The organism is Pseudomonas sp. LjRoot277, from assembly GCF_964253845.1.
Lineage (GTDB): Bacteria > Pseudomonadota > Gammaproteobacteria > Pseudomonadales > Pseudomonadaceae > Aquipseudomonas.
In genome coordinates, this window is sequence record NZ_CAXURI020000001.1 from 1,889,455 (window position 1) to 1,915,439 (window position 25,985).

Consider the following 25,985-nt stretch of genomic DNA (forward strand, 5'->3'; position numbering starts at 1 on the left):
ATGACCGCCATCGCTCGTATCACCCTGCTCAGTATGGTTTTGGGGTTAAGCGCTTGCGTGGTCCAACCGCAGCAGCCTGAACGGCTGCCACCGATCCCGCCGTCGCAGCCGCGTCCGACGCCGTCCACGACACCGACACCGGGCAAGCCGGGCATTCCGGCCAAGCCCGCCAAACCGTTGCCACGCACCTCCGCCAGCTTCGCGCCGCCACCGGGTGGCAACAGCCATTGGGACGCCAAGCTCGGCGTGTACGTACTCGATGATCAGACCAACACCTTCTACCGCCAGCGTACGTACTACCGCTGGGATAACGGCTGGAGCCGGTCGATCAGCCCGAACGGGCCATGGGAAGAGACAGACATCCATGGCGTGCCGGGCGGGTTGGGACGGCAATTCGGGCAGTAAACAAAAACGGCGATCTAAGGATCGCCGTTTTGCTTTTTGGCGTCTGAAAAGATCGCAGGCTTCGCCAGCTCCTACAGGATCGTGTACGACAGAGACCGGCGGGTGCATGCGGTAAAGGTAGGCGCTGGCGAAGCCTGCGATCTTTTGATCTTGATTGCGTAGCTCTGGGGTGCGGGGTACAGAACACAGGCGTCATATACAGCGGTAAAAGAGGAGTGCCTCACTCGTATCCTGTCCTTAATGCTTGTGCCTGCTCGGCGAGAAGCGTCATTGCTTGCTCGCTGGCAGTGTCGCGCCGGTTTTTATAGTCCATCAAATCGGCAAAGCGCACACGTCGGTGCTTGCCGGTTTTGTGGTAGGACAACTCGCCGGATTCAAGCAGCTTGATCAGGTGTGGGCGTGAGACGTTAAGCAGGTCGGCGGCTTCCTGGGTGGTCAATTCGGCGTGAACCGGGACCACTTTGACGGCGTTGCCTGCTGCTAGCTCAGCCAGAATGTCGACCAACAACCTGAGGGCTGAGGTGGGCAGTTCGACGGTATGAGCTTCATTCTGCTCGTCGAAAATCTGGATGTGCTGAGTTTCGAATTGAGTCGCAAGATAGGCCGCCAAGGCGCGCTGCCCCTCGATGGCAGCTTGTACTTCGCGCTCCATAGGCAAGGTAATCGGCGGGTGGATGACAGGCGACATGGCGGTTTCCAATATTCTGAATAATCGAAGTTGGCAGGCTATTCGAATTAATCGAAACATCAGGTCTCTTTCGCTAACAACCCCTGCACATACTCCACAAACGCCCGGGCCTTCGCACTGGCCATTCTGCCCGTGGGAAACACCGCCCAAAGGTCCTGATTCGGCAATGTCCAATCCTTCATCACTTCCCTGACCGCGCCGTTGGCCAGTTCCGGGGCAAACATCCATTCGGACGCCATGGTCAGCCCTTGATGGGCGAGCACGGCTGCACGCAGACCTTCGGCGGCGTTGACGCGGATTCGCCCGCTGATGATGACTGACTGATCATCTGTCCCGTTGCGGAACTGCCAATCGGCTCCGCCACCCAAGGTGTAGACGATTGCATGGTGTTTGCTCAGATCGGCAGGGCAGGTAGGCTCGCCATGTTTTTCGAAATAGGTGGGCGTGCCCAGCACCATGCGCCGACACTCGGCGATCTTGCGGGCGGTGAGGCCGGAGTCGCTCAAGGCGCCCATGCGCAGGGCGATGTCGACGCCTTCTTCCACCAGATTGACGTTGCGATCGTCCAGCATCAAATCGATGTTCAGGTCCGGGTTCTGATCGAGAAAGGGTCCCAGGTGCGGAACGATGTGCAGTCGGCCGAAGGTCACGGCGGCGCAGATGCGCAGGTTGCCGGTCAGGCCGCTGGCGGCACCGCGAGCGGCGTTGTCGGCCTCGTCCGCTTCTTCGATGGCACGCTTGGACCGTTCGAAAAAGGCCAGGCCCGCCTCGGTCGGCGTCAGGCCTCGGGTCGAGCGCAACAGCAGCCTGACCGCGAGGCGCGCCTCCAAATGCGCGATGGCTTTCGAGACGGCGGGCTGGCCGATATTCAAGCGCCGGGCGGCGGCGGAAAACGAACCGGTTTCCACCACGTAGACGAAGGTTTCCATTGCGGCGAGGCGGTCCATTTTGAGTCCTTGTGGAGATCGAATTGTGGGAGCGGGCTTGCTCGCGAAAGCGGTGTATCAGTCGACATCAATGGTGAATGTCAGTCCGTCTTCGCGAGCAAGTCGGATCGCCGCATCGCCGCTCCCACATTTGATTGGTGTTGTTTATCAGAAAGCTGCTTTGCCCACAGATGCGCCACCGTCGACAAACAAGGTTTGCCCGGTGATGAATCCGCTCTGCTCAGACAACAAAAACGCAATCGCCGCCGCGATCTCCTGCGGCTGCCCCAGCCGACCCATCGGCACGCCGGCCAGGTAACGCGCTTCACCTTCGCTGCCCGGTGGATTGTTGGTGCGAAACAGTTCGGTTTCGGTCGGGCCCGGGGCCACGGCGTTCACCGTCACGCCGGTTTGCGCCAGTTCCAGCGCCCAGGATCGCGTGAAGCTGATCAACGCGGCTTTGGCCGCCGCGTAGGCGGTGCGCTGCGTGATACCCAGCACAGTCAGGCTGGAGATGTTCACTACCCGACCCCAGGCCTTGGCGCGCATATTCGGCAGCAGTGCCTGAGTAGCCTGCAAGGCCGAATGCAGGTTGACCCGCATCACGTCGTCGAACGTGTCGAGGTCGATTTCCCCCAGCACCTGCGGGCGCACCAGGCCGACGTTGTTCACCAGCCCGTCGAACTCATAAGTCCTGGCCAGCTCCGCCAGCACTTCCTGAGTCAGTGCCCTGTCGCTCAGATCCAGCGGAAACAGAATGCCGGGAAAGCTCAGGTCGGGCGAACGGGCGATTCCGACCACACGATGACCCGCGCGGTCCAGGTGCTCGGCGACCGCGCGGCCGATACCTTTGCTAGCGCCGGTGATTAGAAAGGTACGTCGGGTCATTACACACTCCTTGAAAGAACATGTCGCGGCTCAGGCGGCATTTGATCGGTTCAGCCGCGAATCGCATCCAGCATCGCGTCAGGCTCAGGACGCTGAGTGTAATCCGGGTTGACCTCGGGGTAACGGATCAGGCTGAGCGAAAGTATTCATTCTTGGGGCGAATGCCGCGGCCTGGTTCGGCACTGAGTGATATCAAGCCCATTGCCTTCGCGGGCGCCTACCCCTTGCCCGCGAAGCTATTGGTGGACTATGCCGTCGCCAACAAACGCTTCTCTGAAACACTCAAAAACCGCAACAACGCCAACAGCGGAAACGCGCTACCCACAATCACGATCCACAACCAGCCGCCGTGTTCATATACCGCACTGGCCACCGAGGAACCAAACGCGCCGCCGATGAAGATGCTGGTCATGTACAACGCATTCAGGCGGCTGCGGCTTTTGGCGTCGAGGGCGTAGACAGCGCGTTGGCCGAGGACCATGTTCATCTGCACGCAGAAGTCGAGCACCACGCCGGTGACCGCGAGGCCGATGACGCTGTAGGCCGGGTGGATGAAGGCGGGCAGGAAGCTCAGGCTGGCGAACAGCAGGGCCAGCAGTGAAGCAATGCGAGTGTGGCCGGCATCGGCCAGTCGACCGGCAATGGGTGCCGCGATGGCGCCGATGGCCCCGACCAGGGCGAAGATTGCGATCTGGGTTTGCGACAAGCCATGATTGCGCGCCAGTTCCAGCGGTACGGCGGTCCAGAACAGGCTGAACGTGGCGAACATGCACCCCTGGTAAAACGCGCGCTGACGTAACACCGGTTGTTGACGCAACAGGGTCCACAGAGACCCCAGCAACTGACCATAAGAAGCACTGTGATCAGGCTGGCGCTTGGGAATCGTCAGCGCCAACACCATGCTGATCGCCGCCATCAACACCGCTGCAATCACAAACATCGCACGCCAGCCGAAGTGGTCAGCCACCACGCTGGACACCGGCCGCGCCAACAGAATCCCCAGCAGCAAACCGCCCATGATCCCGCCGACCACACGCCCGCGAGACTCCTCCGGTGCCAGATGCGCGGCCAGCGGAATCAGGATTTGCACCGACACCGAACTGAACCCCACCAGCAACGAGATCAGCAAAAACACATTTGGCTGATCGGTGAACGCAGCGCCCAGCAGACTGGCAATCGCCACCACCGTGGTGATTATCATCAAACGACGGTTTTCCAGCAGATCACCCAGCGGCACCAGGAAGAACAGACCCAACGCGTAACCGATCTGGGTCAGTGAAACGATCAGGCTGGCCATGGTGCTGGTGAGGCCTATGTCGGGTGCGATCAGGCCGATGATCGGTTGGGCGTAGTAAATGTTGGCAACGATGGCGCCGCAGCAGAAGGCAAATAGCAGCACCATGCCTCGGGTCATTGTTGCGGTGCCGTGGGGCACCTGGGTCGCTGGGTTCATAACGGGTCTCGCTGAGCAAAAGAGAATGCGCGCAGGCTAAAGAGCTATCGGAATGGGCAGAAGAGGGTTTGGAGTGATAGCAATCATTCCGTTGCGGAATGAGTGACGGACGTGTGTGATGTCCATCGAGGAACCTTGCGTCAAAATATCGAGGTCCGATGATACATTCACTTACATCCTGTTCGATAGCGTGCTTATGTTCTCTATTCACGTTTCATAAAACGGAAGGCACTTCATGAATGCGATGTTTCGTCACCTGATTCGCGGCGCTTCAGTGGTTACCTTGATCGGCTTGTTCACGGCAGGTCTTGCCCAGGCTGCTGACGCGCCGGGCATGCGCATCGGCGTTCGCGGCGAGATCACAGGGGGCAGTCCCGACGCGCTGAAAGTGCATGTCAACAGTGGTGAAAACGTGGTCATCAACCTGAGCAAAGACACCAAAGTTCACGCCGTCACTCTGGCCAACATTGAAGACATCAAACCCGGCAGCTACATCGGCTCGGCAGCCATACCGCAGGAAGACGGCACGCTCAAGGCACTGGAAGTCCATGTCTTCCCGCCGGAACTGGCCGGTAGCGGCGACGGTCATCGGCCATTTGATTTGGCGAAGGGCAGTAGCATGACCAATGGCAGCGTGGGCGATCTGGTGGTTAGCAATGGTCGGGTCTTGACCGTCAACTACAAGGGCGGGCAGCAGAAGATTCTGGTGCCGGAGGATGTGCCGATCGTGAACCTGGTGCCGGGGGATCGGAGCTTGCTGAAGGTGGGGGTGAAGATCGTGACGTTTGTGACGCAGAGTGCCGATGGGACGCTGACGGCTCAGTCGATTGCGGCGGGCAAGGACGGCGTGACACCGCCGATGTAATGGCGGGTGATAGCCCCCTGTGGGAGCGGGCTTGCTCGCGAAGGCGCCATAACATTCAACATCTATGTTGACTGTCACACTCCTTTCGCGAGCAAGCCCGCTCCCACAGGGGATCTTCAGCGAACATGATGTTCGGGCACAAAAAAGGCGACCTTCTCAGGTCGCCTTTTTCATTGGGCTCAGGAGTTACTGACCGCTGTAAATCTGATCAAAGATCCCACCATCATTGAAGTGGGTCTTCTGCACAGTTCGCCAGTCACCAAAGGTCTTCTCTACCGACAGGAAATCCACTTTCGGGAAACGATCGGTGTACTTGGCCAGCACCGCCGGATCACGCGGACGCAGGTAGTTCGCCGCCGCAATCTCCTGACCTTCCGGCGACCACAGGTACTTCAGGTATTCCTCGGCAGCAGCGCGAGTGCCTTTCTTATCGACGGTTTTGTCGACCACCGACACTGGCGGCTCGGCTTCGGCGGAGACGCTTGGGTAAATGACTTCGAACTGATCACGACCAAACTCACGGGCAATCATCTCCGCTTCGTTTTCGAAGGTCACCAGCACATCACCAATCTGGTTGGTCATGAAGGTTGTGGTGGCTGCGCGGCCACCGGTATCCAGCACCGGCGCTTGTTTGAACAGCTTGCCGACGAAGTCTTTGGCTTTGCTTTCGTCACCACCGTTTTTCAGCACATAACCCCAGGCCGAGAGGTAGGTGTAGCGGCCGTTACCCGATGTTTTCGGGTTTGGCACGATCACCTGCACGCCGTCCTTGAGCAGGTCGGGCCAGTCTTTCAGGGCTTTCGGGTTGCCTTTGCGGACGATGAACACGGTCGCCGAGGTGAACGGCGCACTGTTGTTCGGCAGGCGGGTGACCCAGTTATCCGGGACCAGTTTGCCGTTGTCCGCCAGGGCGTTGATGTCGGTGGCCATGTTCATGGTGATGACGTCAGCCGGCAGGCCATCGATCACCGAACGCGCCTGTTTGCTGGAGCCGCCGAAGGACATCTGCAGGGTGATGTTTTCGTTGTGCTCGGCTTGCCAGTGTTTCTGGAAGGCAGTGTTGTAGTCCTTGTAGAAATCGCGCATCACGTCGTAGGAAACGTTAAGCAGGGTCGGTGCGGCCTGAGCCACGCTGGCCAGAGCCAGGCCAGCGGCCAGAAGTGAGGCGCCAAAGAGTTTTTTCACTGCGCAGTCCTTGTTTTAAAAAGAGTGTTCATAAAGTTTTTATTTAAAAGAGGCAATTTGCCCGCGACTATAACGGGGCTCGCATAGTCCTTTAAAGATTAAAAAGCACTTTGCTTATTCCATTTTCTTGAATAGCTGATTACCGCACCGTGAGCAGAAAGCCGCCCCATGTTCGTGGCTGTTTTTCTTGCACACCGGGCAGTCATGTTGCAGTTGTTCGCCGCGCATCGCGTTGGCCAGTTCGGCGGTGAAAATTCCCGTCGGCACGGCGATGATCGAGTAACCGGTGATCATCACCAAGGATGAAATCACCTGACCCAGCGGCGTCTTCGGCACGATGTCGCCGAAGCCCACGGTGGTCAGCGTGACGATAGCCCAATAGATCCCTTTGGGAATGCTGGTAAAGCCGTGCTCCGGGCCTTCGATCACGTACATCAAGGTGCCAAAGACCGTCACCAAGGTGCAGACGCTGAGCAGAAACACCACGATCTTCTGCTTGCTGCCGCGCAATGCGGACATCAGATAGTTGGCTTGCTTGAGGTACGGGCTGAGCTTGAGTACGCGGAAGATCCGCAGCATCCGAATGATCCGGATAATCAGCAGGTACTGCGCATCGGCGTAATACAGAGCAAGAATGCCGGGCACGATCGCCAGCAAATCCACCAGTCCATAAAAGCTGAACGCATAGCGCAACGGCTTGGGTGAGCAGTACAGCCGCAGGCCGTATTCGATGGCGAAGATGACGGTGAAGCCCCACTCGATGTACGCCAGTACGTTGGCGTAGTTCTGGTGAACCGCGTCGATGCTGTCGAGCATCACGATCACAATGCTGGCGAGGATGATCAATAGCAGGATGCCGTCGAAGCGCCGACCGGCCTTGGTGTCGCTCTGGAAAACCATGACGTAAAGCTCTTCACGCCAGTTTTTGCTGCTGTCCATGGATACCGCCTGAACCAATGATCAGCGCAGCCTAGGTTGATTCTCCTCCAGAGTGCAAGGCGTACGGGCGACAGTGGTCTTGCCGAGCATTTGAACAATCGTACGGATCAGCCAGCAGGAGAGAATGAACGGCGCGGTCAGCGTTGGCAGACCGATGGCGGCAAACACCGGCGTCAGCAACAGCGCTGATGCAATACCGATGAGCGGCAGCCAAGGCTTCTGGCGCTGCGAGCTGAAGGTGAGGGCGGCGAGTACGGCGTTATAGCCACCGAGGCCGATCAATGCGGTATAGAAGTCGTGATGCAGCATGCTCCAGCCCATGCCCGCGACTGACGCCAACAACGCCCAGCAGAATGCGCGGCGATCAGCGATCAGCAATCCCACGGCAATCAGCCCGCCGGCCAGCGGATGACCGAGGAACATCACCTGGCCGAGGCCTTTCAGTGGTGCGGCGAGCATGTTCAGTGTGTTGATTTCGATCAAGTGTGGATTTGTCGAGGGCGTGGCGAAGCACAGCAGCAACCAGCCCAGCCCCACGAAGGGCGCCGTATAGGCAGGTAAGAATTGGCTGACCCGGACGCGTTTGAGCCACTGTTGAGTGAACATCGCGCTCAGGCCGCCCGCGGCAATGATCAGCGGCGGCAACATCGCTGACCAGGGGAAGTAGAGGCTCAGCAGTAAGCCGAGTAAGACACCGTTGTAACTGAAGAGCCCGGCCTGTCGATCGGCCTTGGCGTAGCCGCGTCGTTGCGCGGTGAGTAACCCGGCGACACCGCCCAGCAGTGCACCGCCGAGCAGGGCAGGCGCGGTGAAAAGAATGGCCAACAGGCACAGCAGACCGCACAGCGGATGACGCTGGAGAAAGATCTGACTGAAACCGTTGAGCAGGGCAGTCGCCCAGTCGGGGCAGTGGGTGTTGAAGTGGTTGGCAGGCATGATGAAGTCTGTGGTGTGTCAGGGGGACCGAGTTGCCTGTTTCGCGAGCAAGCCCGCTCCCACATTAGTTTTGTGTCGATCACAGATTAAATGTGGGAGCGGCGGTGCGACGATTCGACTTGCTCGCGAAGAGGCCGGTGCAGGCGCTAAATCAACGTCTCGATACGCAAGGAGTTAGTCGACCCCGGCTGCCCAAACGGCACACCCGCCGTGATCAATAACGTGTCGCCACGCTTGGCCATGCCCTGCGCCTGGGCAATCTCCAGCGCCGTCGAGCACACTTCATCCACCTGACGCAGGCGGTCATTGACCACCGAGTGCACGCCCCACGCCACCGTCAATCGGCGAGCGGTTTGCAGGTTCGGTGTCAGGTTGAGGATCGGCACCGTCGGCCGTTCCCGCGCCGCACGCAAACTCGAGGTGCCGGACTCGCTGTAATTCACCAGCACCGCCACCGGCAGCACATTGCTGATGCGACGAATCGCGCAGCTGATCGCATCAGAAACAGTCGCCTCAGCCTTCGGCCGGCTCACGTCCAGTTGCGCCTGATAGTCCGGACCATTTTCCACCTGACGAATGATCTTGCTCATCATCTGCACAGCTTCCAGCGGGTACTCGCCAGAGGCAGTTTCCGCCGACAACATCACCGCATCCGCACCTTCGGCCACGGCGTTGGCAACATCGGTCACCTCGGCGCGGGTAGGGGCCGGGGAGAAGCGCATCGACTCCAGCATCTGGGTCGCCACCACCACCGGTTTGCCGAGCTGACGGCAAATGGTGATGATGTTTTTCTGAATCTGCGGCACGCTTTCGGCCGGCACTTCCACGCCCAGGTCACCGCGAGCAACCATGATCGCGTCGCTCAATTCAGCGATCTCGCGCAGTTGCGTCACGGCCGATGGCTTCTCGATCTTGGCCATCAAAAACGCTTTGTCGCCGATCAGTTCGCGGGCCTCGCGGATGTCTTCCGGACGCTGCACAAACGACAGCGCGACCCAGTCCACACCCAGCTCCAGACCGAAGCTCAAATCACGACGGTCCTTGGCGGTCAGCGGGCTCAGGTCGAGCACCGCTTGCGGCACGTTCACACCTTTGCGGTCCGACAGCTCGCCGCCATTGAGCACGGTGGTGTCGATGGCGTCGGAGTACTTGGTGACCACGCGCAGACGCAGCTTGCCGTCGTCCAGCAGCAGGTCCATGCCCGGCTCGAGTGCGGCGATGATTTCCGGGTGAGGCAGGTTGACCCGGCGCTCATCGCCCGGCGTCGGGTCAAGGTCCAGGCGCAAGGCCTGACCGCGATGCAGTTGCACCTTGCCCTCGGCGAACTTGCCGACCCGCAGTTTCGGGCCTTGCAGGTCCATCAGAATGCCCAAGGGATAATTCAGCTGGCGCTCGACTTCACGAATCCACTGATAGCGCTGAGCGTGGTCGGCGTGATCGCCATGGCTGAAGTTCAGGCGAAAGATGTTGACCCCGGCCTGCACCAGCTCACGGATGTCGTCGATCCCGTTAGTGGCAGGACCGAGGGTGGCGAGGATTTTAACCTTCTTGTCAGGCGTCATTTTTAGGGCTCTCGAGAATCAGGATGGCACGGAAGTCGTTGACGTTGGTGCGGGTCGGCTCAGTGACGATCAGCGCGTCCAGCGCCTCGAAATATCCGTAGCCATTGTTGTTGTCCAACTCGTCGCTGGCGCTCAGACCGAGGGCGGCGGCGCGGGCGTAGCTGTCCGGGGTCATGATTGCGCCGGCGTTGTCTTCGGAGCCGTCGATGCCGTCGGTGTCGCCGGCCAGCGCGTAGACGCCGGGCAGGCCCTTGAGGCTGTCGGTCAGGCTCAGCAGGAACTCGGCATTGCGTCCGCCACGGCCATTGCCGCGTACGGTGACGGTGGTTTCACCGCCCGAGAGGATTACGCAGGGCGCCGCCAGTGGCTGACCGTGCAGCACGACCTGACGGGCGATACCGGCGTGAACCTTGGCCACTTCGCGGGATTCGCCTTCCAGGTCGCCGAGGATCAGCGGACTGAAACCGGCCTGACGTGCTTTCACCGCAGCGGCTTCAAGCGACTGTTGTGGACGAGCGATCAGTTGGAAATGACTGCGCGCCAGGCTCAGGTCGCCGGGTTTGACCGTCTCCGATTCTGGGCTTTGCAGCCAGTTGCGCACCGAGATCGGGACTTCGATGGCGTAGCGCTTGAGGATCGCCAGCGCTTCGGCGGAGGTGCTCGGGTCGGCCACGGTGGGGCCGGAGGCGATGACCGTGGCGAGGTCGCCCGGTACATCGGAAATCGCATAGGTATAAACAGTGGCAGGCCAGCAGGCTTTGCCGAGACGGCCGCCCTTGATCGCCGAGAGGTGCTTGCGCACGCAGTTCATCTCGCCGATGGTGGCGCCGGATTTGAGCAGGGCTTTGTTGATCGACTGCTTGTCGGCCAGGGTGATGCCGGCCGCGGGCAACGCCAGCAGGGCAGAGCCACCGCCCGAGAGCAGGAAGATCACGCGGTCGTCTTCGGTCAGATTGCTGACCAGTTCCAACACGCGTTTGGCGACCTCCAGACCGGCAGCGTCAGGTACCGGGTGAGCGGCTTCAACCACTTCGATTTTTTCACACGGGGCGCCGTGACCGTAACGCGTCACCACTAAACCTGATACTTCACCCTGCCAGCAACGCTCCACCACTTGGGCCATGGCCGCGGCGGCTTTGCCGGCGCCGATGACGATCACCCGACCGCTGCGGTCTTTGGGCAAATGGGCTTCGAGGACTTGCTGCGGATGGGCCGCGTCGATGGCTGTGGCAAACAGCTCGCGCAGCAATTGTTGCGGATTGACCGACATGGCGGGCTCCCGGATTTCTTGTTATTTGGAGGGCGACTCGGTTCCTTGTGGGAGCGGGCTTGCTCGCGAAGGCGGCTTCACATTCAACAGAGATGTTGACTGACACACCGCTTTCGCGAGCAAGCCCGCTCCCACAAGGTTTTGTGCGGGGCTGCTTACTTATCGCGAATCGAGAAATTCGCCATGTGTTCCAGGCCCTTGATCAGCGCCGAGTGGTCCCAGTTGCTGCCGCCGATGGCCGCGCAGGTGCTGAACACTTGCTGGGTGTTGGCGGTATTCGGCAGGTTGATGCCCAGCTCGCGTGCGCCGGCCAGGGCCAGGTTCAGGTCCTTCTGGTGCAGGCTGATGCGGAAGCCTGGATCGAAAGTGCCTTTGATCATGCGCTCGCCGTGCACTTCGAGGATCTTCGAGGATGCGAAACCGCCCATCAGTGCTTCACGGACCTTGGCTGGATCGGCACCGTTTTTCGAAGCGAACAGCAGGGCTTCAGCCACGGCCTGGATGTTCAGCGCCACGATGATCTGGTTCGCCACTTTCGCGGTTTGACCGTCGCCGTTGCCGCCGACCAGGGTGATGTTCTTGCCCATCGCCTGGAACAGTGGCAGAACGCGTTCGAAGGCATCGGCATCGCCGCCGACCATGATGCTCAGGGTCGCGGCCTTGGCGCCGACTTCACCGCCGGACACTGGCGCGTCGAGGTACTGAGCGCCTTTTTCGTTGATTTTGGCAGCGAAGGCTTTGGTGGCGGTTGGCGAGATCGAGCTCATGTCGATCACGACTTTGCCTTTGCCAACACCGGCCGCAATACCGTCGGTGCGGAACAGCACGTCTTCGACCTGTGGGGTATCCGGCACCATGACGATGATGAATTCGGCTTCTTGCGCGACTTCTTTCGGGTTGGCCAGGGCGACGGCGCCACCGGCAATCAGGTCAGCAGGTGCAGGGTCGTGGTGCGCCGACAGGAACAGGCTGTGACCGGCTTTCTGCAGGTTCAACGCCATTGGGTGGCCCATGATGCCGGTGCCGATAAATCCGATTTTAGCCATGAGAAATTCCTCTTGTTTTTGTGTTGCTCCCGACCCTGAGTCGGTGAGCTTTTGTGGCGAGGGGATTTATCCCCGTTGGGCAGCGAAGCGGCCCCAGGTTTTACGACTGCTGCGCAGCCGAACGGGGATAAATCCCCTCGCCACAAGGGCCACTTCAATTTCAGATTGCGTTATGGGTTTTCAACCAGCCCAGACCTGCTTCAGTGGTAGTCAGCGGCTTGTATTCGCAGCCAACCCAACCCTGATAACCGATGCGGTCCAGGTGTTCGAACAGGAAGCGGTAGTTGATTTCACCGGTGCCCGGTTCGTTGCGCCCAGGGTTATCGGCCAACTGGATGTGGTTGATCTCGCCCAGGTGCGCGGCCATGGTGCGGGCCAGGTCGCCCTCCATGATTTGCATGTGGTAGATGTCGTATTGCAGGAACAGGTTGGCGCTGCCGACCTGTTCGCGAATCGACAGGGCTTGCGCGGTGTTGTTCAGGTAGAAACCCGGGATGTCGCGGGTGTTGATCGCTTCCATCACCAGTTTGATGCCCGCCGCTTGCAGCTTGTCGGCGGCGTACTTGAGGTTGGCGACGAAGGTTTTTTCCACGGTGGCATCGTCGATGCCTTGTGGACGAATACCGGCCAGGCAGTTGACCTGGGTATTGCCCAGCACTTGCGCGTAAGCGATGGCCAGGTCGACACCGGCACGGAACTCTTCAACCCGATCCGGCAGGCACGCGATACCGCGCTCGCCCTTGGCCCAGTCACCGGCCGGCAGGTTGAACAGCACTTGGGTCAAGCCATTGGCATCGAGCTTGGCTTTGATCTCGGCGGAGCTGAAATCGTAAGGGAACAGGTATTCGACACCACTGAAGCCGGCCTTGGCGGCAGCTTCAAAACGGGCAAGAAAATCCTGCTCGGTGAACAGCATGGACAGGTTGGCTGCGAAACGCGGCATGGTGGTCTCCTCGTGCAGATTAAATACAGATGGCCCGGCTAAACGCGATCAGTCCCCTCTCCAGGGGGAGAGGGTTAGGGTGAGGGGTGGATCAAGAGTGTGATCCAGATCCTGCGAACGGCACAAAACTGCCCCTCACCCCAGCCCTCTCCCCGGAGGGGAGAGGGAGCTAAAAGCCAAATCAATCCAGCAACGAAATCGCGGTTGGCGCGTCGTTGCCGACCAGCGCCAGGTCTTCGAATTCGTTGACGGCGTTGATCTCGGTGCCCATGGAAATGTTGGTCACACGCTCCAGAATAATCTCGACGATGACCGGCACCTTGAACTCTTCGATCAGCTCCTGAGCCCTGCGCAGGGCAGGCTGGATCTGGCTCGGTTCGAACACACGCAGCGCCTTGCAGCCCAGGCCTTCGGCGACCGCAACGTGGTCGACACCGTAACCGTTGAGTTCCGGAGCGTTCAGGTTGTCGAAGGACAGCTGCACGCAGTAGTCCATGTCGAAACCGCGCTGAGCCTGACGAATCAGCCCCAGGTACGAGTTGTTCACTACCACGTGGATGTACGGCAGCTTGAACTGCGCGCCCACCGCCAATTCTTCGATCATGAACTGGAAGTCATAGTCGCCCGACAGCGCCACAACTTTACGGGTCGGATCAGCCTTGACCACGCCCAGCGCTGCCGGAATGGTCCAGCCCAGAGGACCTGCCTGACCGCAGTTGATCCAGTGACGCGGTTTGTAGACGTGCAGGAACTGCGCGCCGGCAATCTGCGACAGACCGATGGTGCTGACGTAGCACGTGTCTTTGCCGAACACCTGGTTCATTTCTTCGTAAACGCGTTGCGGCTTGACCGGCACGTTGTCGAAGTGAGTCTTGCGCTGCAGGCTGGATTTGCGCTGCTGGCAGTCTTGCAGCCAGGCACTGCGGTTTTTCAGCTTGCCGGCGGCTTGCCATTCGCGAGCGACTTCGATGAACACGGTCAACGCGGCAGCGGCGTCGGAAACGATGCCCAGGTCCGGGGTGAACACGCGGCCGATCTGGGTCGGTTCGATGTCAACGTGAATGAACTTGCGGCCTTCGGTGTAAACGTCGATCGAACCGGTGTGACGGTTGGCCCAACGGTTACCGACACCCAGCACCAGGTCGGATTTGAGCATCGTGGCGTTGCCGTAGCGGTGCGAGGTTTGCAGACCGACCATGCCGACCATCAACGGGTGATCGTCCGGAATGGTGCCCCAGCCCATCAGGGTCGGGACCACCGGAATACCGGTCAGCTCGGCGAATTCCACCAGCAACTCGCTGGCGTCGGCATTGATGATGCCACCACCGGCCACCAGCAACGGACGCTCGGCCTGATCGAGCATGGCCAGCGCCTTCTCGATTTGCACGCGGTTAGCGGTTGGCTTGGCCAGCGGCAGTGGTTCGTAGGCGTCGATGTCGAATTCGATTTCAGCCATCTGCACGTCGAACGGCAGATCGATCAGCACCGGGCCTGGACGGCCGGAGCGCATTTCGTAGAAGGCTTTCTGGAACGCGTAAGGCACCTGGCCCGGTTCCATGACGGTGGTTGCCCACTTGGTCACTGGCTTGACGATCGAGGTGATGTCGACAGCCTGGAAGTCTTCCTTGTGCATACGGGCGCGGGGTGCCTGGCCGGTAATGCAAAGAATCGGGATCGAGTCGGCCGAGGCGCTGTAGAGCCCGGTGACCATGTCGGTACCGGCCGGGCCGGAAGTGCCGATGCACACGCCGATGTTGCCGGCCTTGGTGCGGGTGTAGCCCTCGGCCATGTGCGAGGCGCCTTCAACGTGGCGAGCAAGGACGTGATCGATGCCACCGACCTTCTGCAAGGCGGAGTACAGCGGGTTGATCGCGGCGCCGGGGATGCCAAAAGCGGTATCAACCCCTTCGCGGCGCATCACCAGAACGGCGGCTTCGATTGCTCTCATTTTGCTCATGGTTTTGTGCCTCTTACGTTTTGTAATTGTATACAAGTGGCTTTGCGCAGAGTGTATTCACGGCGGACGGCGCAGGTCAATCCATTTTCTCAAGCGGCCGTTTCATTCGTCGGAAGCCTAATCTACTGTGGCTTTTCGTCGCATGTGGCGCTTTTCGAAAATTATTGTATACAAAAAAATAACTCATTGTGTTCTATTTGTTGCATCGGACTTCTGAACAAAACGCAGTCCAGCAGCTTTCCCTATAACAAAATGAGGACGGCACCATGAGCGCTTTAACCTTGAAAGTCGCAGTCAACCTGACCAATCAGGCTATCTCCGCAGGGCGTGCAATCTCGGCGGCTCCATTGACCATCGCAGTACTGGATGCGGGTGGGCACTTGGTCACCCTGCAACGTGAAGACGGCGCCAGCCTGCTGCGCCCGCAGATCGCCATCGGCAAAGCCTGGGGCGCCATCGCCCTGGGCAAAGGCTCACGCCTGCTGGCGCTGGACGCACAACAACGACCGGCGTTTATCGCCGCTTTGAACAGTCTGGGGCAGGGCAGCGTTGTGCCGGCACCGGGCGGTGTATTGATTCGGGATCAGGACGGGAATGTGCTGGGGGCTGTTGGTATCAGCGGTGATCTTTCCGATGTTGATGAGCAATGTGCGATCAACGCGATTGAGGCGCTGGGGTTGACGGCGGATGCTGGGGTGACTGCTTGATTAATGGGTGATTGATCTACCGCTATCGCCAGCAGGCTGGCTCCCACAGGTGAATTATCTGAGTGTCAGAGATCCACTGTGGGAGCCAGCCTGCTGGCGATGGTGCTCTACCAGACACATCCTGCCAAAAGTCTGCCCCCGCCTTTTAGTCATCACAAGACTAGGCTCTTTTTGATTTCATTAGGAAAAGGGCAATGGAATGCCGGATTTACCAGCTTCAAACCGTCTGCGCATCGGCCGCTGTGCCGAGCAAAACCGCATCTATCTCTTAACGACAAACACACTCGACCGAGAACCTGTTTTCAAGGACTTCACCTTGGGCAGATTAGTCGTCTCGCAATTTCGCGCTGCGCAGGACCAAGGTTATGCAAACTCACTGGCCTGGGTCGTCATGCCGGATCATTTTCATTGGCTGATCGAATTGCAGCGGGGGTCGCTGTGCGGACTGATGCAAAGGACCAAGTCGTTGAGTAGCAAGGCAGTGAATCTGTCTGGCGGCCGTAGGGCCAGTCTTTGGCAGCGAGGTTTTCATGATCGAGCGCTGCGTCGTGAAGAGGACTTGGTAAAGGTTGCCCGGTATGTTGTGGCTAACCCGTTGCGGACCGGGTTGGTCGAGCGGCTTGGCGACTATCCGCTGTGGGATGCGATTTGGGTTTGATCCAAAAACCGAGTCGTCCCCATCGCCAGCAGGCTGGCTCCCACAGGTGGATTATCTGAGTGTCAGAGATCCACTGTGGGAGCCAGCCTGCTGGCGATGGGGGCGCCGCGGTCTATCGATCAGGCTCACACCCTTTAAGCACCAACCGGATAATCGTCTGCGCCGCCGCTTCATAGTCGGCCTCATCGAGCTTGGCCTTTCCGGTCACCGCGGAAATCTGCCAGTCGAAGTCGGCATAGGTCTGGGTCGCGGCCCAGATGCTGAACATCAGGTGGTTGGGGTCGATCGGGGCAATCTGGCCGCGGTCGATCCAGGTCTGGATGCAGTCGATGTTGTGCTTGGCCTGGCCGTTGAGCCGTTCAACCAGATCGGCACTCAGGTGCGGGGCGCCGTGCATGATTTCGCTGGCGAACACCTTGGAGGCGAAGGGCAGGTCGCGGGAGATGCGGATTTTCGAGCGGATGTAGCCGCTCAGCACTTCACTGGGCACGCCGTCGGCGTTGAACGGTGTCGAGGCCTGCAGAATTGGTTCGATGATGCTTTCCAGGACCTCGCGGTAGAGGTTTTCCTTGGATTTGAAGTAGTAGTAGACGTTGGGCTTGGGCAATCCCGCCTTGGCTGCGATGTCACTGGTTTTGGTCGCAGCGAAGCCCTTGTCGGCAAATTCTTCACTGGCGGCACGCAGGATCAGTTCTTTGTTGCGCTCGCGGATAGTGCTCATAAACCAGGGGGTTCCTTGCCTGTTCTGGCGGTTGCGCATGGTAGCACCGGCCTCGCGCGGCGCTCAAGAATGCCCCGTGCGGTCCCTGGCCGCGCTATGCTGCGCGGCATTCATTCAAGAAGGAAACCTGATTCATGGCAGGAAGCAGTTTGCTGTTGCTGATCGACGACATTGCCGCGGTACTCGACGATGTGGCGTTGATGACCAAAATGGCCGCCAAGAAGACTGCCGGCGTGCTCGGCGACGATCTGGCGCTCAATGCCCAACAGGTTTCCGGTGTGCGTGCCGAGCGGGAAATCCCGGTGGTGTGGGCGGTGGCCAAAGGGTCGTTTCTCAACAAGCTGATTTTGGTGCCCTCGGCGTTGGCCATCAGCGCGTTCATTCCCTGGCTGGTCACACCGTTGTTGATGATCGGTGGCGCGTACCTGTGTTTTGAAGGTTTCGAAAAACTGGCCCATAAATTCCTGCACAGCAAGGCTGAAGACCAGGCCGAGCATGCAGAGCTGGTCGAGGCCGTGGCTGATCCGGCGGTCGATCTGGTGGCGTTCGAGCAGGACAAGATCAAAGGCGCCATCCGCACTGACTTCATTCTTTCGGCGGAAATCATCGCCATCACTCTCGGCACCGTGGCAGATGCTCCGCTGACCCAGCAAGTCATCGTCCTCTCGGGCATTGCCATCGTCATGACCATCGGCGTGTATGGCCTGGTGGCTGGCATCGTCAAACTCGACGACCTCGGCTTGTGGCTGACTCAGAAGCCTGGACAGATGGCCAAGAGCATCGGCGGCGGGATCCTGCGTGCTGCTCCGTACATGATGAAAAGCCTGTCGGTGATCGGCACGGCGGCGATGTTCCTGGTGGGTGGCGGAATTCTCACCCACGGCGTGCCGGTGGTTCATCACTGGATTGAGAGCGTCAGCGCAGGGGCGGGCGGTGCCGGGTTTGTCGTGCCGACGTTGCTGAATGCGGTGGCGGGGATAGTGGCGGGGGCGGTGGTGTTGGCCGGCGTCATGGCGGGGAGCAAAATCTGGCGCTCAGTCAAAGGCTGAAGACAACCACAGGGGATTTGTGGAAAGTCTAGAAATAAAAAAGGCCATTCGATTCGCATCGAATGGCCTTTTTTGTCGCCGATGGAGTTACTCGGCGATCTGCAACTTGCGCGACTCGGTGTACACGTAGCGCACTTTCTCGTACTCGAATGGTGAGTTCAGCTGGCCATAGCGGAAGCTGTTCTGGTAGCGCTTGTCGATGCCACGCAGGACCCAGATTTCCGGATGGTTTTCGCTGACTTCGGAGACGTTCAGGAAATTGATCGCCGACTCTGCGGTGAAATCGACCGCCAGGCCCCCAGTGTCGCGGATGTTGGAAGGTCCGAGGATCGGCAACACGAAGTAGGCGCCGCCCGGTACACCGTAAAAACCCAGCGTCTGGCCGAAATCTTCGCTCTGGCGCGGCAGGCCCATGGCGGTGGCCGGGTCCCACAAGCCGGCGATGCCTATGGTGGTGTTGAGCAGCAGGCGCGCGGTGGTTTCCATCGAGCGCTGACCCTTGAACTGCAACAGGCTGTTCAGCAGGTTCGGCACGTCACCGAGGTTATTGAAGAAGTTGCTGACGCCAGTGCGCAGGAAACTCGGCGTGATGTAGCGATAGCCATTGACCACTGGCAGGAACACCCATTGGTCGAAGCGGTAGTTGAAGTGGTAGACGCGGCGGTTCCACTCTTCCAGCGGGTCGTAGACGGCCAGCGCGCTAAGCGTCGAGCGTTCGAACTCGCGCTGATCCAGCCCCGGGTTGAATTTGAGTTTGCTCAGCGGCTCCTTGAAGCCGTCACTGTCAATCACAACCGGTGCGTTGGCTTTGCTGTTGTCGGCATTGGCGACGCCTGCACAGAGTAACGCGGCGATAAGCAGGAGGTATTTAGCCACGGAAGAACTCCAGCATGGCGTCGCTGTTGACGCGGTAATTCAGGTTGCCGCAATGGCCGCCCAGTGGATAAACGGTCAAGCGATCGCCAAAGGTCTTGCGCAGGAAACCAAGGTCGCCAGGGCCGAGAATCACGTCGTCGGCGTTGTGCATGACGGCGATTTTCGGGCTGTCGTGCAGGTAATCCTTGAGCGCATACAAACTGACCTGGTCTATCAGTTGCAGCAGGCTGCCGCCGTCGGTGCGGGCGCGCCACATCGGGATGACCTGTTCGGTGATGTAGCAGTCGAAGTCGCACTGCAGCGCGCGTTTAAGGAACGGCGTGAGGGTGGTGCCTTCGGTGATCGGGTATTTCGGTGGCGTGATCAGACCGCGACGGTTGATCAGGTCCGAGGTGAAGGCAATGTCGGCTGCCGAGAAGCGGAACGAAGTGCCGATCAGCATGGCCATCTGTTCGTTGCTCAGGTGCTGCTTGGACTGCTGGAAGTCGTAGAGCAGCGCATCGTTGAGGTCGATGTAGCCTTTCTGCTGGAAGTAGCGGGTCAGTTTGTTCAGCACCAGTTCATAGAACGTTGTGCTGTTGTTGATGCCTTTGACCTCGGTCTGGACCAGCTTGTCCAGGTTGGTAATCGAGGTGTAGAGGTTGACCGGCGGGTTGAGCAGCAAGACTTTCTTGAAGTTGAAGCTGCGGCGGGTTTCATCCAGGTGCGCGACGAACGCCGCATCCAGGGCGCCCAGGCTGTAGCCGGTCAGGTAGTAATCGGTAACGTTCACATTCGGGTTTTGTGCCCGCACGGCCTGCATCACCCGGTACATGTCTTCGGCATCTTCCTTGGTGATACCGGGTGTGGCAAAGCGTGAGGCGGCGCTCATGAAGTCGAAGCTGGTGGGCGACGACAGTTGCACCACGTGGTAGCCGGCCTTGTAGTAGAGCTTCTTCAGGTACTCGTTAAGGCTGCTGTCGTAGCGCGCGCCGGTGCCGGCGATCAGGAAGATCAGTGGTGCGGCTTTATCTTGTGTGGCGATGCGGTAGGTGAGTTTCTTCACCGGCCAGAAGTTGTCCGGCAAATCGAATTCACGCTCCGGGCGTAACCTGACGCTACGGGTTTCCTGATCGATGTCATCGTCCAGCGGCAACTCCGGGCGCAAGTGCGGCGGTGTCGTCGCAATGGTCGCCTCGAAAGGGTTGGTCAAGGGGTAGCCATAACTGGCGGCGTCGATGTCTACCGCCAGTGCGGACGCACTCAAAATAAGGCCGCCAAACAGGGCGGCGAAGCGCAAGGAACGGAGCATGACTAGATCCCTTAGAGAAAGGTGCCGAATGAAGTTCGCAGGCTATGACCACGGGTTTTGCGCCAAAGTGCCATGGATCGGCACCAATCAGGCCTAAATTCGGAGTAATGGTAGCTGGACGATACACTTTGCAGCTATTTGGTGACCAATTATCTCTTGCACGCGTTTGCTTACCGCTGGCGGGGGATTAAGCTGGCCGCCGTTTTCGTTTATTGGAGTGCTTCATGTCCCGCCGTCTACCTGTGATTCTGCTGCTCGTTCTTCTGCCGTTATGGCTGGCCGCCAGTTATGGCGCGCGTTATGGCTTTATGGAGGATGCTCAATGGGTCGGCATCTGCGTAGACGAAGCGAGTCGCTGGGAATGCCAGGTTCGTTCGAGCCTGGGCCTGATGATTCACTTCAACGTCTTGGGCTTTGCGGCATTGGCGGCAGCTGTTATCGGTTTTGTGCTCCCGGGCCGGGCAGGGTGGTGGTTGGCCGTGCTGGCGCTGGTGTTCGGGTTTCCGGCGCTGGCGTTGTACAACACCACGTTGGCGGTGTTTGCGGTGGTGATTGCCGGGTTGCGTCTGGTCCGGGAAAACCGCGTCGCCTGATACGGAAAGATCGCAGCCTGCGGCAGCTCCTACACAGGAATACGCGTTTCCCTGTAGGAGCTGCCGCAGGCTGCGATCTTTTGATCTTGCTTGATGATTATCCTTTGCGAACCCGCAAACTGCGCCACAACGCTGCAACCATCAACACACTCACCAGCGCCCAACCCCAGGCCTGCTGATTCTGCAACCCTTCACGGTAAAGCTGCGGCGCAATGCCGGCACCGATGATGAAGGTCAGCAGGGCAATCTCCCGACGCGGCACGCTCACCGGGCGGCACAGATAGACCAGCGCCGGCAGGATGAATGCGACACTCGGGAAGCTGCGATAACGCGGATCGAACACCAGCTCCAGCATCGTCACCGCAGCGGCAAACCCGGCCACAGCGAGCAGCCAGCCCGCCCGACGCTCCAGCGCGTTGAACGCCCGTTCACGCCAGCCAGTGCGAGCGCTCAGCGTCAGTGCCGCATGCGCCAGTACCAACAGATTCAAAGCCGTCAGCAAAGCGACCCACAACCATTCACTGCCAAACCGCGTAGTGACACGGGCCAGGTCGCCCCAGGCGCCAATCGAGCAGGCGGCGAGTGCACCCAGAAGCGGTAGAACCAGCGCTGCGCGAGTGCTGCGGACACGTCCGCCGAGGATCAACGAGCCAAGGAAGATCAGACCTCCCACCACCAGCCATTGTGTCCAGTAAGGCACGTTCGACACCGGACCGGCGAGCACGCCCTTGTCCTGGCGATCGGCATCGAACAGCCCCCAGTAACCACCGACCGCACCTTCGCTGGCGCGTTTCCAGGGTTGGTCGAAGGCTTCGATCAGGTTGTAATGCCAACCTTGCTGCTCCGCCATGATGACAAAGGCGCGAATGAACTTGGCTTCATTGACCCGGCTCGGCAGCGCGGTTTCGCGCTGGCGGCCTTCACTCGGCCAGCCGGTTTCACCAATCATCACGTCTTTGGGTGCGAACTTGTTACCGAACACCTGACGTACTTCGGCCACATGCTGCAGGGCGGCATCGATGTTCGACGGGTCATCTTCCCAGTACGGCAACAAATGGATGGTCAGGAAATCCACCGCCGGGGCGATTTCCGGGTGTTTGAGCCAGAACTCCCAGACATCGGCGTAAGTGACAGGCTGTTTGACCTGGCTTTTGACTTTACTGATGAGCTTGGCTAGTTGCGCGCCAGTGACTTCCTTGCGCAACAGGGTTTCGTTGCCGACGATCACCGAGGTCACAACGTCCGCATTGGCGTTGGCCGAGGCGATCAGCAGGTCGACTTCCTTGGCGGTGTCCACCGGGTTGCTGTTGACCCAGGCGCCGATCATCAGTTTCAGCCCGTGCTTGCGCGCCAGGTCGGGCAGGGCTTCGAGGCCAGTCATGGAATAGGTGCGGATGCATTCGAAGCTTTTGGCCAGCAGCGCGAGGTCGGCGTCCATGCGCTCGGGGCGGAGCTTGAACGGCTGATCGAACGGCGATTGGTCCTTGTCGAACGGGGTGTAGGAGGCGCATTGCAGCTTGTGCGTCGCGCTGGCCACGTCCGGCAGCACCACCGGTTTACCGAGGCCGTACCAGAAGCCACCCAGGGCAAAAAGCCCCAACAGGCAGGCGAATAGATAAGCAAAAAAAGGAAAGCGGGATGTCGCGGGCATGGTCAGGCCGTCTGGGAGCAAAGCCGCGCATGTTACCTTCATTTGCCGCGTGCTTGGTGGCCTGCATACTTTTGACATGCAAAGTTTGGGCGGACTGGCCGGCGGACTTCCGGTGGTCTAGATTAATGGCGTTCTGATGTCGTTTCTCGATGCCTTGATGTCGCTGGCAGAGCAGGTCGCCATTGCCGTGAGGTTGATTATCGACGCGTCAGTACTCCGCTGATGTTCGGACGAGTTTGCGGTGGGCGTGATGGGGGCGCTGTGCACCATAACAATACGTTGACGCGACTCGGCATCCGTCGAGCGCAGCACTTTCGGGGAAGTAACGATGAAGATGCGACGACTCTTGGGCGCAGGTGCCGCTTTGGTGCTGGCGATCAGTTCTACTGTAGCCAGCGCCGAAGGCAAGGCAGTGACTATCGGTTATGTCGACGGCTGGTCGGACAGTGTCGCCACGACCAACGTGGCCGCTGAAGTGATCAGGCAGAAACTCGGTTATGACGTGAAACTGCAAGCAGTTGCCACCGGGATCATGTGGCAGGGCGTGGCCACTGGCAAACTCGATGCCATGATGTCTGCGTGGCTGCCTGTGACTCATGGTGAATACTGGACCAAGAACAAGGATCAAGTCGTCGATTACGGTCCGAACTTCAAGGACGCAAGAATTGGCCTGATCGTGCCGGAGTACGTCAAAGCCAAAAGTATTGCCGATCTGAAAACCGACGACAGCTTCAAAGGTCGTATCGTCGGCATCGACGCCGGTTCAGGCGTGATGCTCAAGTCCGAGCAGGCAATCAAGGACTACGATCTGACCGGCTATCAACTCAAGGCCAGTTCCGGCGCCGGCATGATTGCCGAGCTGACCCGTGCCGAGAAGAAAAACGAATCCATTGCTGTTACCGGCTGGGTGCCGCACTGGATGTTCGCCAAGTGGAAACTGCGCTTCCTGGACGACCCGAAAGGCGTTTATGGCGCGGCTGAAACCGTAAACAACATCGGCAGTAAAGAACTGGCGACCAAGGCGCCGGAAGTTGCCAAGTTCATGAAGAACTTCCAGTGGGCGTCGAAAGACGAAATCGGCGAAGTCATGTTGGCCATTCAGGATGGTGCCAAACCTGAAGTCGCTGCGAAGGATTGGGTGGCCAAACACCCGGAACGCGTTGCAGACTGGACCAAATGATTTGAGCTGACGCGTCTAGTCAGCACCTTACAGGGCCGCTTGGTATCACTGCCAAGCGGCCTTTTGCTTTCTCCCACATTGTTTTGTGGATGCTGGAAAATGGCGATTCTGTCATGTCGTTCTAATACTAAGGTCGTCTGGAACCAGTTCCGTAGCCGCATAGAGTGGATAACGTTCCAACTTCATCTGTGCTGCGAGGATAAAAACAATGAACGACAGCATTTACCTCTCGATTCAAAACAGCCCGCGCTTCAAGGAGCTGGTTAGTAAGCGAGAAAAGTTCGCCTGGATTCTTTCGGCGATCATGCTTGGGCTTTACTCCGGATTCATCCTTTTGATTGCTTACGGGCCGCATATTCTGGGGGCGAAAATCAGCCCCGAGTCTTCGATTACCTGGGGGATACCGATTGGTGTCGGGCTGATTCTCTCGGCCTTTATCCTGACTGCAATCTACGTACGACGCGCCAATGGCGAATTCGACGACCTGAACAATGCGATTCTCAAGGAGGCTCAGCAATGATCCGGCGTCTAATGGCTCTATTGAGCATCGCAGCCTTTGCACCTGGCGCCTGGGCAGGTGAAGCCCTGACCGGCGAAGTGCACAAACAACCGCTCAACGTTTCCGCGATCCTGATGTTCGTCGCGTTCGTTGGCCTGACCCTGTGCATCACCTACTGGGCCTCCAAGCGCAACAATTCGGCGGCTGACTACTACGCGGCGGGTGGCAAGATCACCGGCTTCCAGAACGGTCTGGCGATTGCCGGTGACTACATGTCGGCGGCGTCTTTCCTGGGTATTTCCGCCCTGGTGTTCACTTCCGGTTACGACGGCCTGATCTACTCGATCGGCTTCCTGGTGGGCTGGCCGATCATTCTGTTCCTGATCGCCGAGCGCCTGCGTAACCTGGGTAAATACACCTTTGCCGACGTGGCGTCCTATCGCCTTGGGCAAACACAGATCCGCACGCTGTCCGCTTGCGGCTCGCTGGTGGTGGTGGCGTTCTACCTGATCGCGCAAATGGTCGGTGCCGGCAAGCTGATTCAGTTGCTGTTCGGTCTCGACTACTACGTTGCCGTGATCCTGGTCGGTATCCTGATGTGCATGTACGTGTTGTTCGGCGGCATGTTGGCGACCACTTGGGTGCAGATCATCAAGGCAGTGTTGCTGCTGTCCGGTGCTTCGTTCATGGCGCTGATGGTCATGAAACACGTCAACTTCGACTTCAGCTTGCTGTTTTCCGAGGCGATCAAGGTTCACCCTAAAGGTGAAGCGATCATGAGCCCGGGCGGTTTGGTGAAAGATCCGGTTTCGGCATTCTCGCTTGGTCTGGCGCTGATGTTCGGTACCGCTGGCCTGCCGCACATTCTGATGCGCTTCTTCACCGTGAGTGACGCGAAAGAAGCTCGCAAGAGCGTGCTGTATGCAACCGGCTTCATTGGCTACTTCTACATCCTGACATTCATCATCGGTTTCGGCGCGATCCTGCTGGTCAGCACCAACCCTGCCTTTAAAGATGCAGCTGGCGCGCTGTTGGGCGGCAACAACATGGCGGCGGTGCACCTGGCTAACGCGGTGGGTGGCAGTATCTTCCTGGGCTTCATCTCGGCAGTCGCGTTCGCAACCATTCTGGCTGTAGTGGCTGGTTTGACGCTGGCCGGCGCTACGGCGGTGTCTCACGACCTTTACGCCAGCGTGATCAAGAAGGGCAAGGCCAACGACAAGGACGAGATCCGCGTCTCGAAAATCACCACTATCTGTCTGGGTGTGTTGGCGATCGGTCTGGGCATTCTGTTCGAAAGCCAGAACATCGCGTTCATGGTGGGCCTGGCGTTCTCCATCGCGGCGAGCTGTAACTTCCCGGTGCTGCTACTTTCCATGTACTGGAAGAAGTTGACCACGCGTGGTGCGATGATCGGCGGCTGGTTGGGTCTGATCAGTGCCGTTGGTTTGATGGTCCTTGGGCCAACCATCTGGGTGCAGATCCTGCATCACGAGAAGGCTATCTTCCCGTATGAGTACCCGGCGCTGTTCTCCATGGCCATTGCGTTTATCGGGATCTGGTTCTTCTCGATCACTGACAAATCGACTGCGGCTGACAATGAGCGGGCGCTGTTCTTCCCTCAGTTCGTTCGTTCTCAGACGGGCTTGGGGGCGAGTGGGGCGGTTGCTCACTAAGGCTTCAGGTTTGTATGTATA

The 25,985-nt window shown here is 59.1% G+C and carries 25 protein-coding genes; 9 read left to right on the forward strand and 16 right to left on the reverse strand.

Features of this window, described 5'->3' with window-relative positions:
• Nucleotides 1-405: a hypothetical protein gene (locus tag ACSQ87_RS09015; protein WP_056742060.1), complete on the forward strand. Its 405-nt coding sequence runs from the start codon at nucleotides 1-3 to the stop codon at nucleotides 403-405.
• A gap of 220 nt (nucleotides 406-625) precedes the next feature.
• On the opposite strand, the gene ACSQ87_RS09020 is transcribed toward ACSQ87_RS09015, so the two are convergent.
• The 4 genes from ACSQ87_RS09020 to ACSQ87_RS09035 form a co-directional block, all read right to left on the reverse strand.
• Nucleotides 626-1,093: a helix-turn-helix domain-containing protein gene (locus ACSQ87_RS09020; protein ID WP_223431585.1), complete on the reverse strand. Its 468-nt coding sequence runs from the start codon at nucleotides 1,091-1,093 to the stop codon at nucleotides 626-628.
• Between the two features lie 59 nt (nucleotides 1,094-1,152).
• A complete protein-coding gene (locus ACSQ87_RS09025) occupies nucleotides 1,153-2,040 on the reverse strand; it encodes a LysR family transcriptional regulator (RefSeq protein ID WP_223431584.1) in 888 nt (295 codons plus the stop codon).
• 147 nt (nucleotides 2,041-2,187) lie between these two features.
• Nucleotides 2,188-2,907 (reverse strand): SDR family oxidoreductase, encoded by a 720-nt coding sequence (locus tag ACSQ87_RS09030; RefSeq protein ID WP_223431583.1) that lies wholly within the window; start codon nucleotides 2,905-2,907, stop codon nucleotides 2,188-2,190.
• Nucleotides 2,908-3,154: 247 nt separating this feature from the next.
• Complete coding sequence (locus tag ACSQ87_RS09035; protein WP_223431582.1) at nucleotides 3,155-4,360, reverse strand: MFS transporter; 1,206 nt, start codon at nucleotides 4,358-4,360, stop codon at nucleotides 3,155-3,157.
• A gap of 235 nt (nucleotides 4,361-4,595) precedes the next feature.
• Here ACSQ87_RS09035 and ACSQ87_RS09040 point away from each other — a divergent pair, with 235 nt between their 5' ends.
• A complete protein-coding gene (locus ACSQ87_RS09040) occupies nucleotides 4,596-5,225 on the forward strand; it encodes a hypothetical protein (RefSeq protein WP_436273585.1) in 630 nt (209 codons plus the stop codon).
• Nucleotides 5,226-5,411: 186 nt separating this feature from the next.
• Here ACSQ87_RS09040 and ACSQ87_RS09045 read toward each other — a convergent pair whose 3' ends face one another.
• The 8 genes from ACSQ87_RS09045 to gcl form a co-directional block, all read right to left on the reverse strand.
• Complete coding sequence (locus ACSQ87_RS09045) at nucleotides 5,412-6,410, reverse strand: sulfate ABC transporter substrate-binding protein (RefSeq protein WP_223431580.1); 999 nt, start codon at nucleotides 6,408-6,410, stop codon at nucleotides 5,412-5,414.
• A gap of 114 nt (nucleotides 6,411-6,524) precedes the next feature.
• Nucleotides 6,525-7,349, reverse strand: coding sequence for an ion transporter (locus ACSQ87_RS09050; RefSeq protein ID WP_223431579.1), 825 nt, complete (start codon nucleotides 7,347-7,349; stop codon nucleotides 6,525-6,527).
• 21 nt (nucleotides 7,350-7,370) lie between these two features.
• Nucleotides 7,371-8,285, reverse strand: a complete 915-nt coding sequence (locus ACSQ87_RS09055) for an urea transporter (protein WP_223431578.1) — start codon at nucleotides 8,283-8,285, stop codon at nucleotides 7,371-7,373.
• 146 nt (nucleotides 8,286-8,431) lie between these two features.
• Nucleotides 8,432-9,847 (reverse strand): pyruvate kinase, encoded by a 1,416-nt coding sequence (gene pyk / locus ACSQ87_RS09060; RefSeq protein WP_223431577.1) that lies wholly within the window; start codon nucleotides 9,845-9,847, stop codon nucleotides 8,432-8,434.
• Entirely contained in the window at nucleotides 9,837-11,117 is a 1,281-nt protein-coding gene (locus ACSQ87_RS09065; protein ID WP_223431576.1) for a glycerate kinase type-2 family protein, read from the reverse strand. The genes pyk and ACSQ87_RS09065 overlap by 11 nt, the downstream gene beginning before the upstream one ends.
• A 155-nt stretch (nucleotides 11,118-11,272) precedes the next feature.
• A complete protein-coding gene (locus ACSQ87_RS09070; protein ID WP_223431575.1) occupies nucleotides 11,273-12,163 on the reverse strand; it encodes a 2-hydroxy-3-oxopropionate reductase in 891 nt (296 codons plus the stop codon).
• Nucleotides 12,164-12,323: 160 nt separating this feature from the next.
• The gene (gene hyi, locus ACSQ87_RS09075; RefSeq protein ID WP_223431574.1) at nucleotides 12,324-13,106 is read right to left on the reverse strand and encodes a hydroxypyruvate isomerase; all 783 of its coding nucleotides are present in this window, start codon (nucleotides 13,104-13,106) and stop codon (nucleotides 12,324-12,326) included.
• Between the two features lie 181 nt (nucleotides 13,107-13,287).
• Entirely contained in the window at nucleotides 13,288-15,063 is a 1,776-nt protein-coding gene (gcl, locus tag ACSQ87_RS09080; RefSeq protein ID WP_008145572.1) for a glyoxylate carboligase, read from the reverse strand.
• A 266-nt stretch (nucleotides 15,064-15,329) separates the two neighbouring features.
• On the opposite strand from gcl, the gene ACSQ87_RS09085 reads away from it, so the two are divergent.
• Both ACSQ87_RS09085 and ACSQ87_RS09090 read left to right on the forward strand, forming a co-directional pair.
• Nucleotides 15,330-15,770: a GlcG/HbpS family heme-binding protein gene (locus ACSQ87_RS09085; RefSeq protein WP_223431573.1), complete on the forward strand. Its 441-nt coding sequence runs from the start codon at nucleotides 15,330-15,332 to the stop codon at nucleotides 15,768-15,770.
• A gap of 199 nt (nucleotides 15,771-15,969) precedes the next feature.
• Nucleotides 15,970-16,428, forward strand: coding sequence for an REP-associated tyrosine transposase (locus tag ACSQ87_RS09090; protein ID WP_223431572.1), 459 nt, complete (start codon nucleotides 15,970-15,972; stop codon nucleotides 16,426-16,428).
• Nucleotides 16,429-16,540: 112 nt separating this feature from the next.
• On the opposite strand, the gene ACSQ87_RS09095 is transcribed toward ACSQ87_RS09090, so the two are convergent.
• Complete coding sequence (locus ACSQ87_RS09095; protein ID WP_046054318.1) at nucleotides 16,541-17,149, reverse strand: TetR/AcrR family transcriptional regulator; 609 nt, start codon at nucleotides 17,147-17,149, stop codon at nucleotides 16,541-16,543.
• Between the two features lie 134 nt (nucleotides 17,150-17,283).
• Between ACSQ87_RS09095 and ACSQ87_RS09100 the strand changes: the two genes are divergently transcribed.
• Entirely contained in the window at nucleotides 17,284-18,198 is a 915-nt protein-coding gene (locus ACSQ87_RS09100) for a DUF808 domain-containing protein (RefSeq protein WP_436273586.1), read from the forward strand.
• An 87-nt stretch (nucleotides 18,199-18,285) separates the two neighbouring features.
• Here the strand turns inward: ACSQ87_RS09100 and ACSQ87_RS09105 are convergent, their stop codons facing one another.
• Nucleotides 18,286-19,074, reverse strand: a complete 789-nt coding sequence (locus ACSQ87_RS09105; RefSeq protein WP_223433661.1) for an MlaA family lipoprotein — start codon at nucleotides 19,072-19,074, stop codon at nucleotides 18,286-18,288.
• Entirely contained in the window at nucleotides 19,067-20,365 is a 1,299-nt protein-coding gene (locus ACSQ87_RS09110) for a serine/threonine protein kinase (RefSeq protein ID WP_223433662.1), read from the reverse strand. Before ACSQ87_RS09110 ends, ACSQ87_RS09105 begins: the two co-directional genes overlap by 8 nt.
• 224 nt (nucleotides 20,366-20,589) lie before the next feature.
• Between ACSQ87_RS09110 and ACSQ87_RS09115 the strand changes: the two genes are divergently transcribed.
• On the forward strand, nucleotides 20,590-20,958 hold the full coding sequence (locus tag ACSQ87_RS09115) for a hypothetical protein (protein ID WP_046054321.1): 369 nt from the start codon (nucleotides 20,590-20,592) through the stop codon (nucleotides 20,956-20,958).
• A 97-nt stretch (nucleotides 20,959-21,055) separates the two neighbouring features.
• Here ACSQ87_RS09115 and ACSQ87_RS09120 read toward each other — a convergent pair whose 3' ends face one another.
• A complete protein-coding gene (locus ACSQ87_RS09120; RefSeq protein ID WP_223433663.1) occupies nucleotides 21,056-22,651 on the reverse strand; it encodes a beta (1-6) glucans synthase in 1,596 nt (531 codons plus the stop codon).
• Nucleotides 22,652-22,937: 286 nt separating this feature from the next.
• On the opposite strand from ACSQ87_RS09120, the gene ACSQ87_RS09125 reads away from it, so the two are divergent.
• The 3 genes from ACSQ87_RS09125 to ACSQ87_RS09135 all read left to right on the forward strand — a co-directional run bounded on the left by ACSQ87_RS09125 (nucleotide 22,938) and on the right by ACSQ87_RS09135 (nucleotide 25,964).
• On the forward strand, nucleotides 22,938-23,789 hold the full coding sequence (locus tag ACSQ87_RS09125; RefSeq protein WP_129442276.1) for a glycine betaine ABC transporter substrate-binding protein: 852 nt from the start codon (nucleotides 22,938-22,940) through the stop codon (nucleotides 23,787-23,789).
• 208 nt (nucleotides 23,790-23,997) lie between these two features.
• A complete protein-coding gene (locus ACSQ87_RS09130; RefSeq protein WP_008148580.1) occupies nucleotides 23,998-24,309 on the forward strand; it encodes a DUF485 domain-containing protein in 312 nt (103 codons plus the stop codon).
• Nucleotides 24,306-25,964 carry a cation acetate symporter gene (locus ACSQ87_RS09135; protein ID WP_223433664.1) on the forward strand — a complete coding sequence of 553 codons (1,659 nt, stop codon included), beginning with the start codon at nucleotides 24,306-24,308 and terminating at the stop codon, nucleotides 25,962-25,964. The genes ACSQ87_RS09130 and ACSQ87_RS09135 overlap by 4 nt, the downstream gene beginning before the upstream one ends.
• Nucleotides 25,965-25,985: the final 21 nt, after the last annotated feature.

Excerpts from the sequence above, each read along its gene's own strand:
- ACSQ87_RS09040 (WP_436273585.1), top strand. The coding sequence starts at position 4,596 with ATGAATGCGATGTTTCGTCACCTGATTCGCGGCGCTTCAGTGGTTACC.
- ACSQ87_RS09090 (WP_223431572.1), top strand. The coding sequence starts at position 15,970 with ATGCCGGATTTACCAGCTTCAAACCGTCTGCGCATCGGCCGCTGTGCC.
- ACSQ87_RS09130 (WP_008148580.1), top strand. The coding sequence starts at position 23,998 with ATGAACGACAGCATTTACCTCTCGATTCAAAACAGCCCGCGCTTCAAG.
- ACSQ87_RS09110 (WP_223433662.1), bottom strand. The coding sequence starts at position 20,365 with ATGCTCCGTTCCTTGCGCTTCGCCGCCCTGTTTGGCGGCCTTATTTTG.
- ACSQ87_RS09115 (WP_046054321.1), top strand. The coding sequence starts at position 20,590 with ATGTCCCGCCGTCTACCTGTGATTCTGCTGCTCGTTCTTCTGCCGTTA.
- ACSQ87_RS09085 (WP_223431573.1), top strand. The coding sequence starts at position 15,330 with ATGAGCGCTTTAACCTTGAAAGTCGCAGTCAACCTGACCAATCAGGCT.
- pyk (WP_223431577.1), bottom strand. The coding sequence starts at position 9,847 with ATGACGCCTGACAAGAAGGTTAAAATCCTCGCCACCCTCGGTCCTGCC.
- ACSQ87_RS09035 (WP_223431582.1), bottom strand. The coding sequence starts at position 4,360 with ATGAACCCAGCGACCCAGGTGCCCCACGGCACCGCAACAATGACCCGA.
- ACSQ87_RS09015 (WP_056742060.1), top strand. The coding sequence starts at position 1 with ATGACCGCCATCGCTCGTATCACCCTGCTCAGTATGGTTTTGGGGTTA.
- ACSQ87_RS09055 (WP_223431578.1), bottom strand. The coding sequence starts at position 8,285 with ATGCCTGCCAACCACTTCAACACCCACTGCCCCGACTGGGCGACTGCC.
- ACSQ87_RS09070 (WP_223431575.1), bottom strand. The coding sequence starts at position 12,163 with ATGGCTAAAATCGGATTTATCGGCACCGGCATCATGGGCCACCCAATG.
- ACSQ87_RS09120 (WP_223433663.1), bottom strand. The coding sequence starts at position 22,651 with ATGAAGGTAACATGCGCGGCTTTGCTCCCAGACGGCCTGACCATGCCC.
- ACSQ87_RS09025 (WP_223431584.1), bottom strand. The coding sequence starts at position 2,040 with ATGGACCGCCTCGCCGCAATGGAAACCTTCGTCTACGTGGTGGAAACC.
- ACSQ87_RS09065 (WP_223431576.1), bottom strand. The coding sequence starts at position 11,117 with ATGTCGGTCAATCCGCAACAATTGCTGCGCGAGCTGTTTGCCACAGCC.
- ACSQ87_RS09095 (WP_046054318.1), bottom strand. The coding sequence starts at position 17,149 with ATGAGCACTATCCGCGAGCGCAACAAAGAACTGATCCTGCGTGCCGCC.
- ACSQ87_RS09020 (WP_223431585.1), bottom strand. The coding sequence starts at position 1,093 with ATGTCGCCTGTCATCCACCCGCCGATTACCTTGCCTATGGAGCGCGAA.
- ACSQ87_RS09100 (WP_436273586.1), top strand. The coding sequence starts at position 17,284 with ATGGCAGGAAGCAGTTTGCTGTTGCTGATCGACGACATTGCCGCGGTA.
- ACSQ87_RS09050 (WP_223431579.1), bottom strand. The coding sequence starts at position 7,349 with ATGGACAGCAGCAAAAACTGGCGTGAAGAGCTTTACGTCATGGTTTTC.
- hyi (WP_223431574.1), bottom strand. The coding sequence starts at position 13,106 with ATGCCGCGTTTCGCAGCCAACCTGTCCATGCTGTTCACCGAGCAGGAT.
- ACSQ87_RS09125 (WP_129442276.1), top strand. The coding sequence starts at position 22,938 with ATGAAGATGCGACGACTCTTGGGCGCAGGTGCCGCTTTGGTGCTGGCG.
- ACSQ87_RS09135 (WP_223433664.1), top strand. The coding sequence starts at position 24,306 with ATGATCCGGCGTCTAATGGCTCTATTGAGCATCGCAGCCTTTGCACCT.
- gcl (WP_008145572.1), bottom strand. The coding sequence starts at position 15,063 with ATGAGCAAAATGAGAGCAATCGAAGCCGCCGTTCTGGTGATGCGCCGC.
- ACSQ87_RS09030 (WP_223431583.1), bottom strand. The coding sequence starts at position 2,907 with ATGACCCGACGTACCTTTCTAATCACCGGCGCTAGCAAAGGTATCGGC.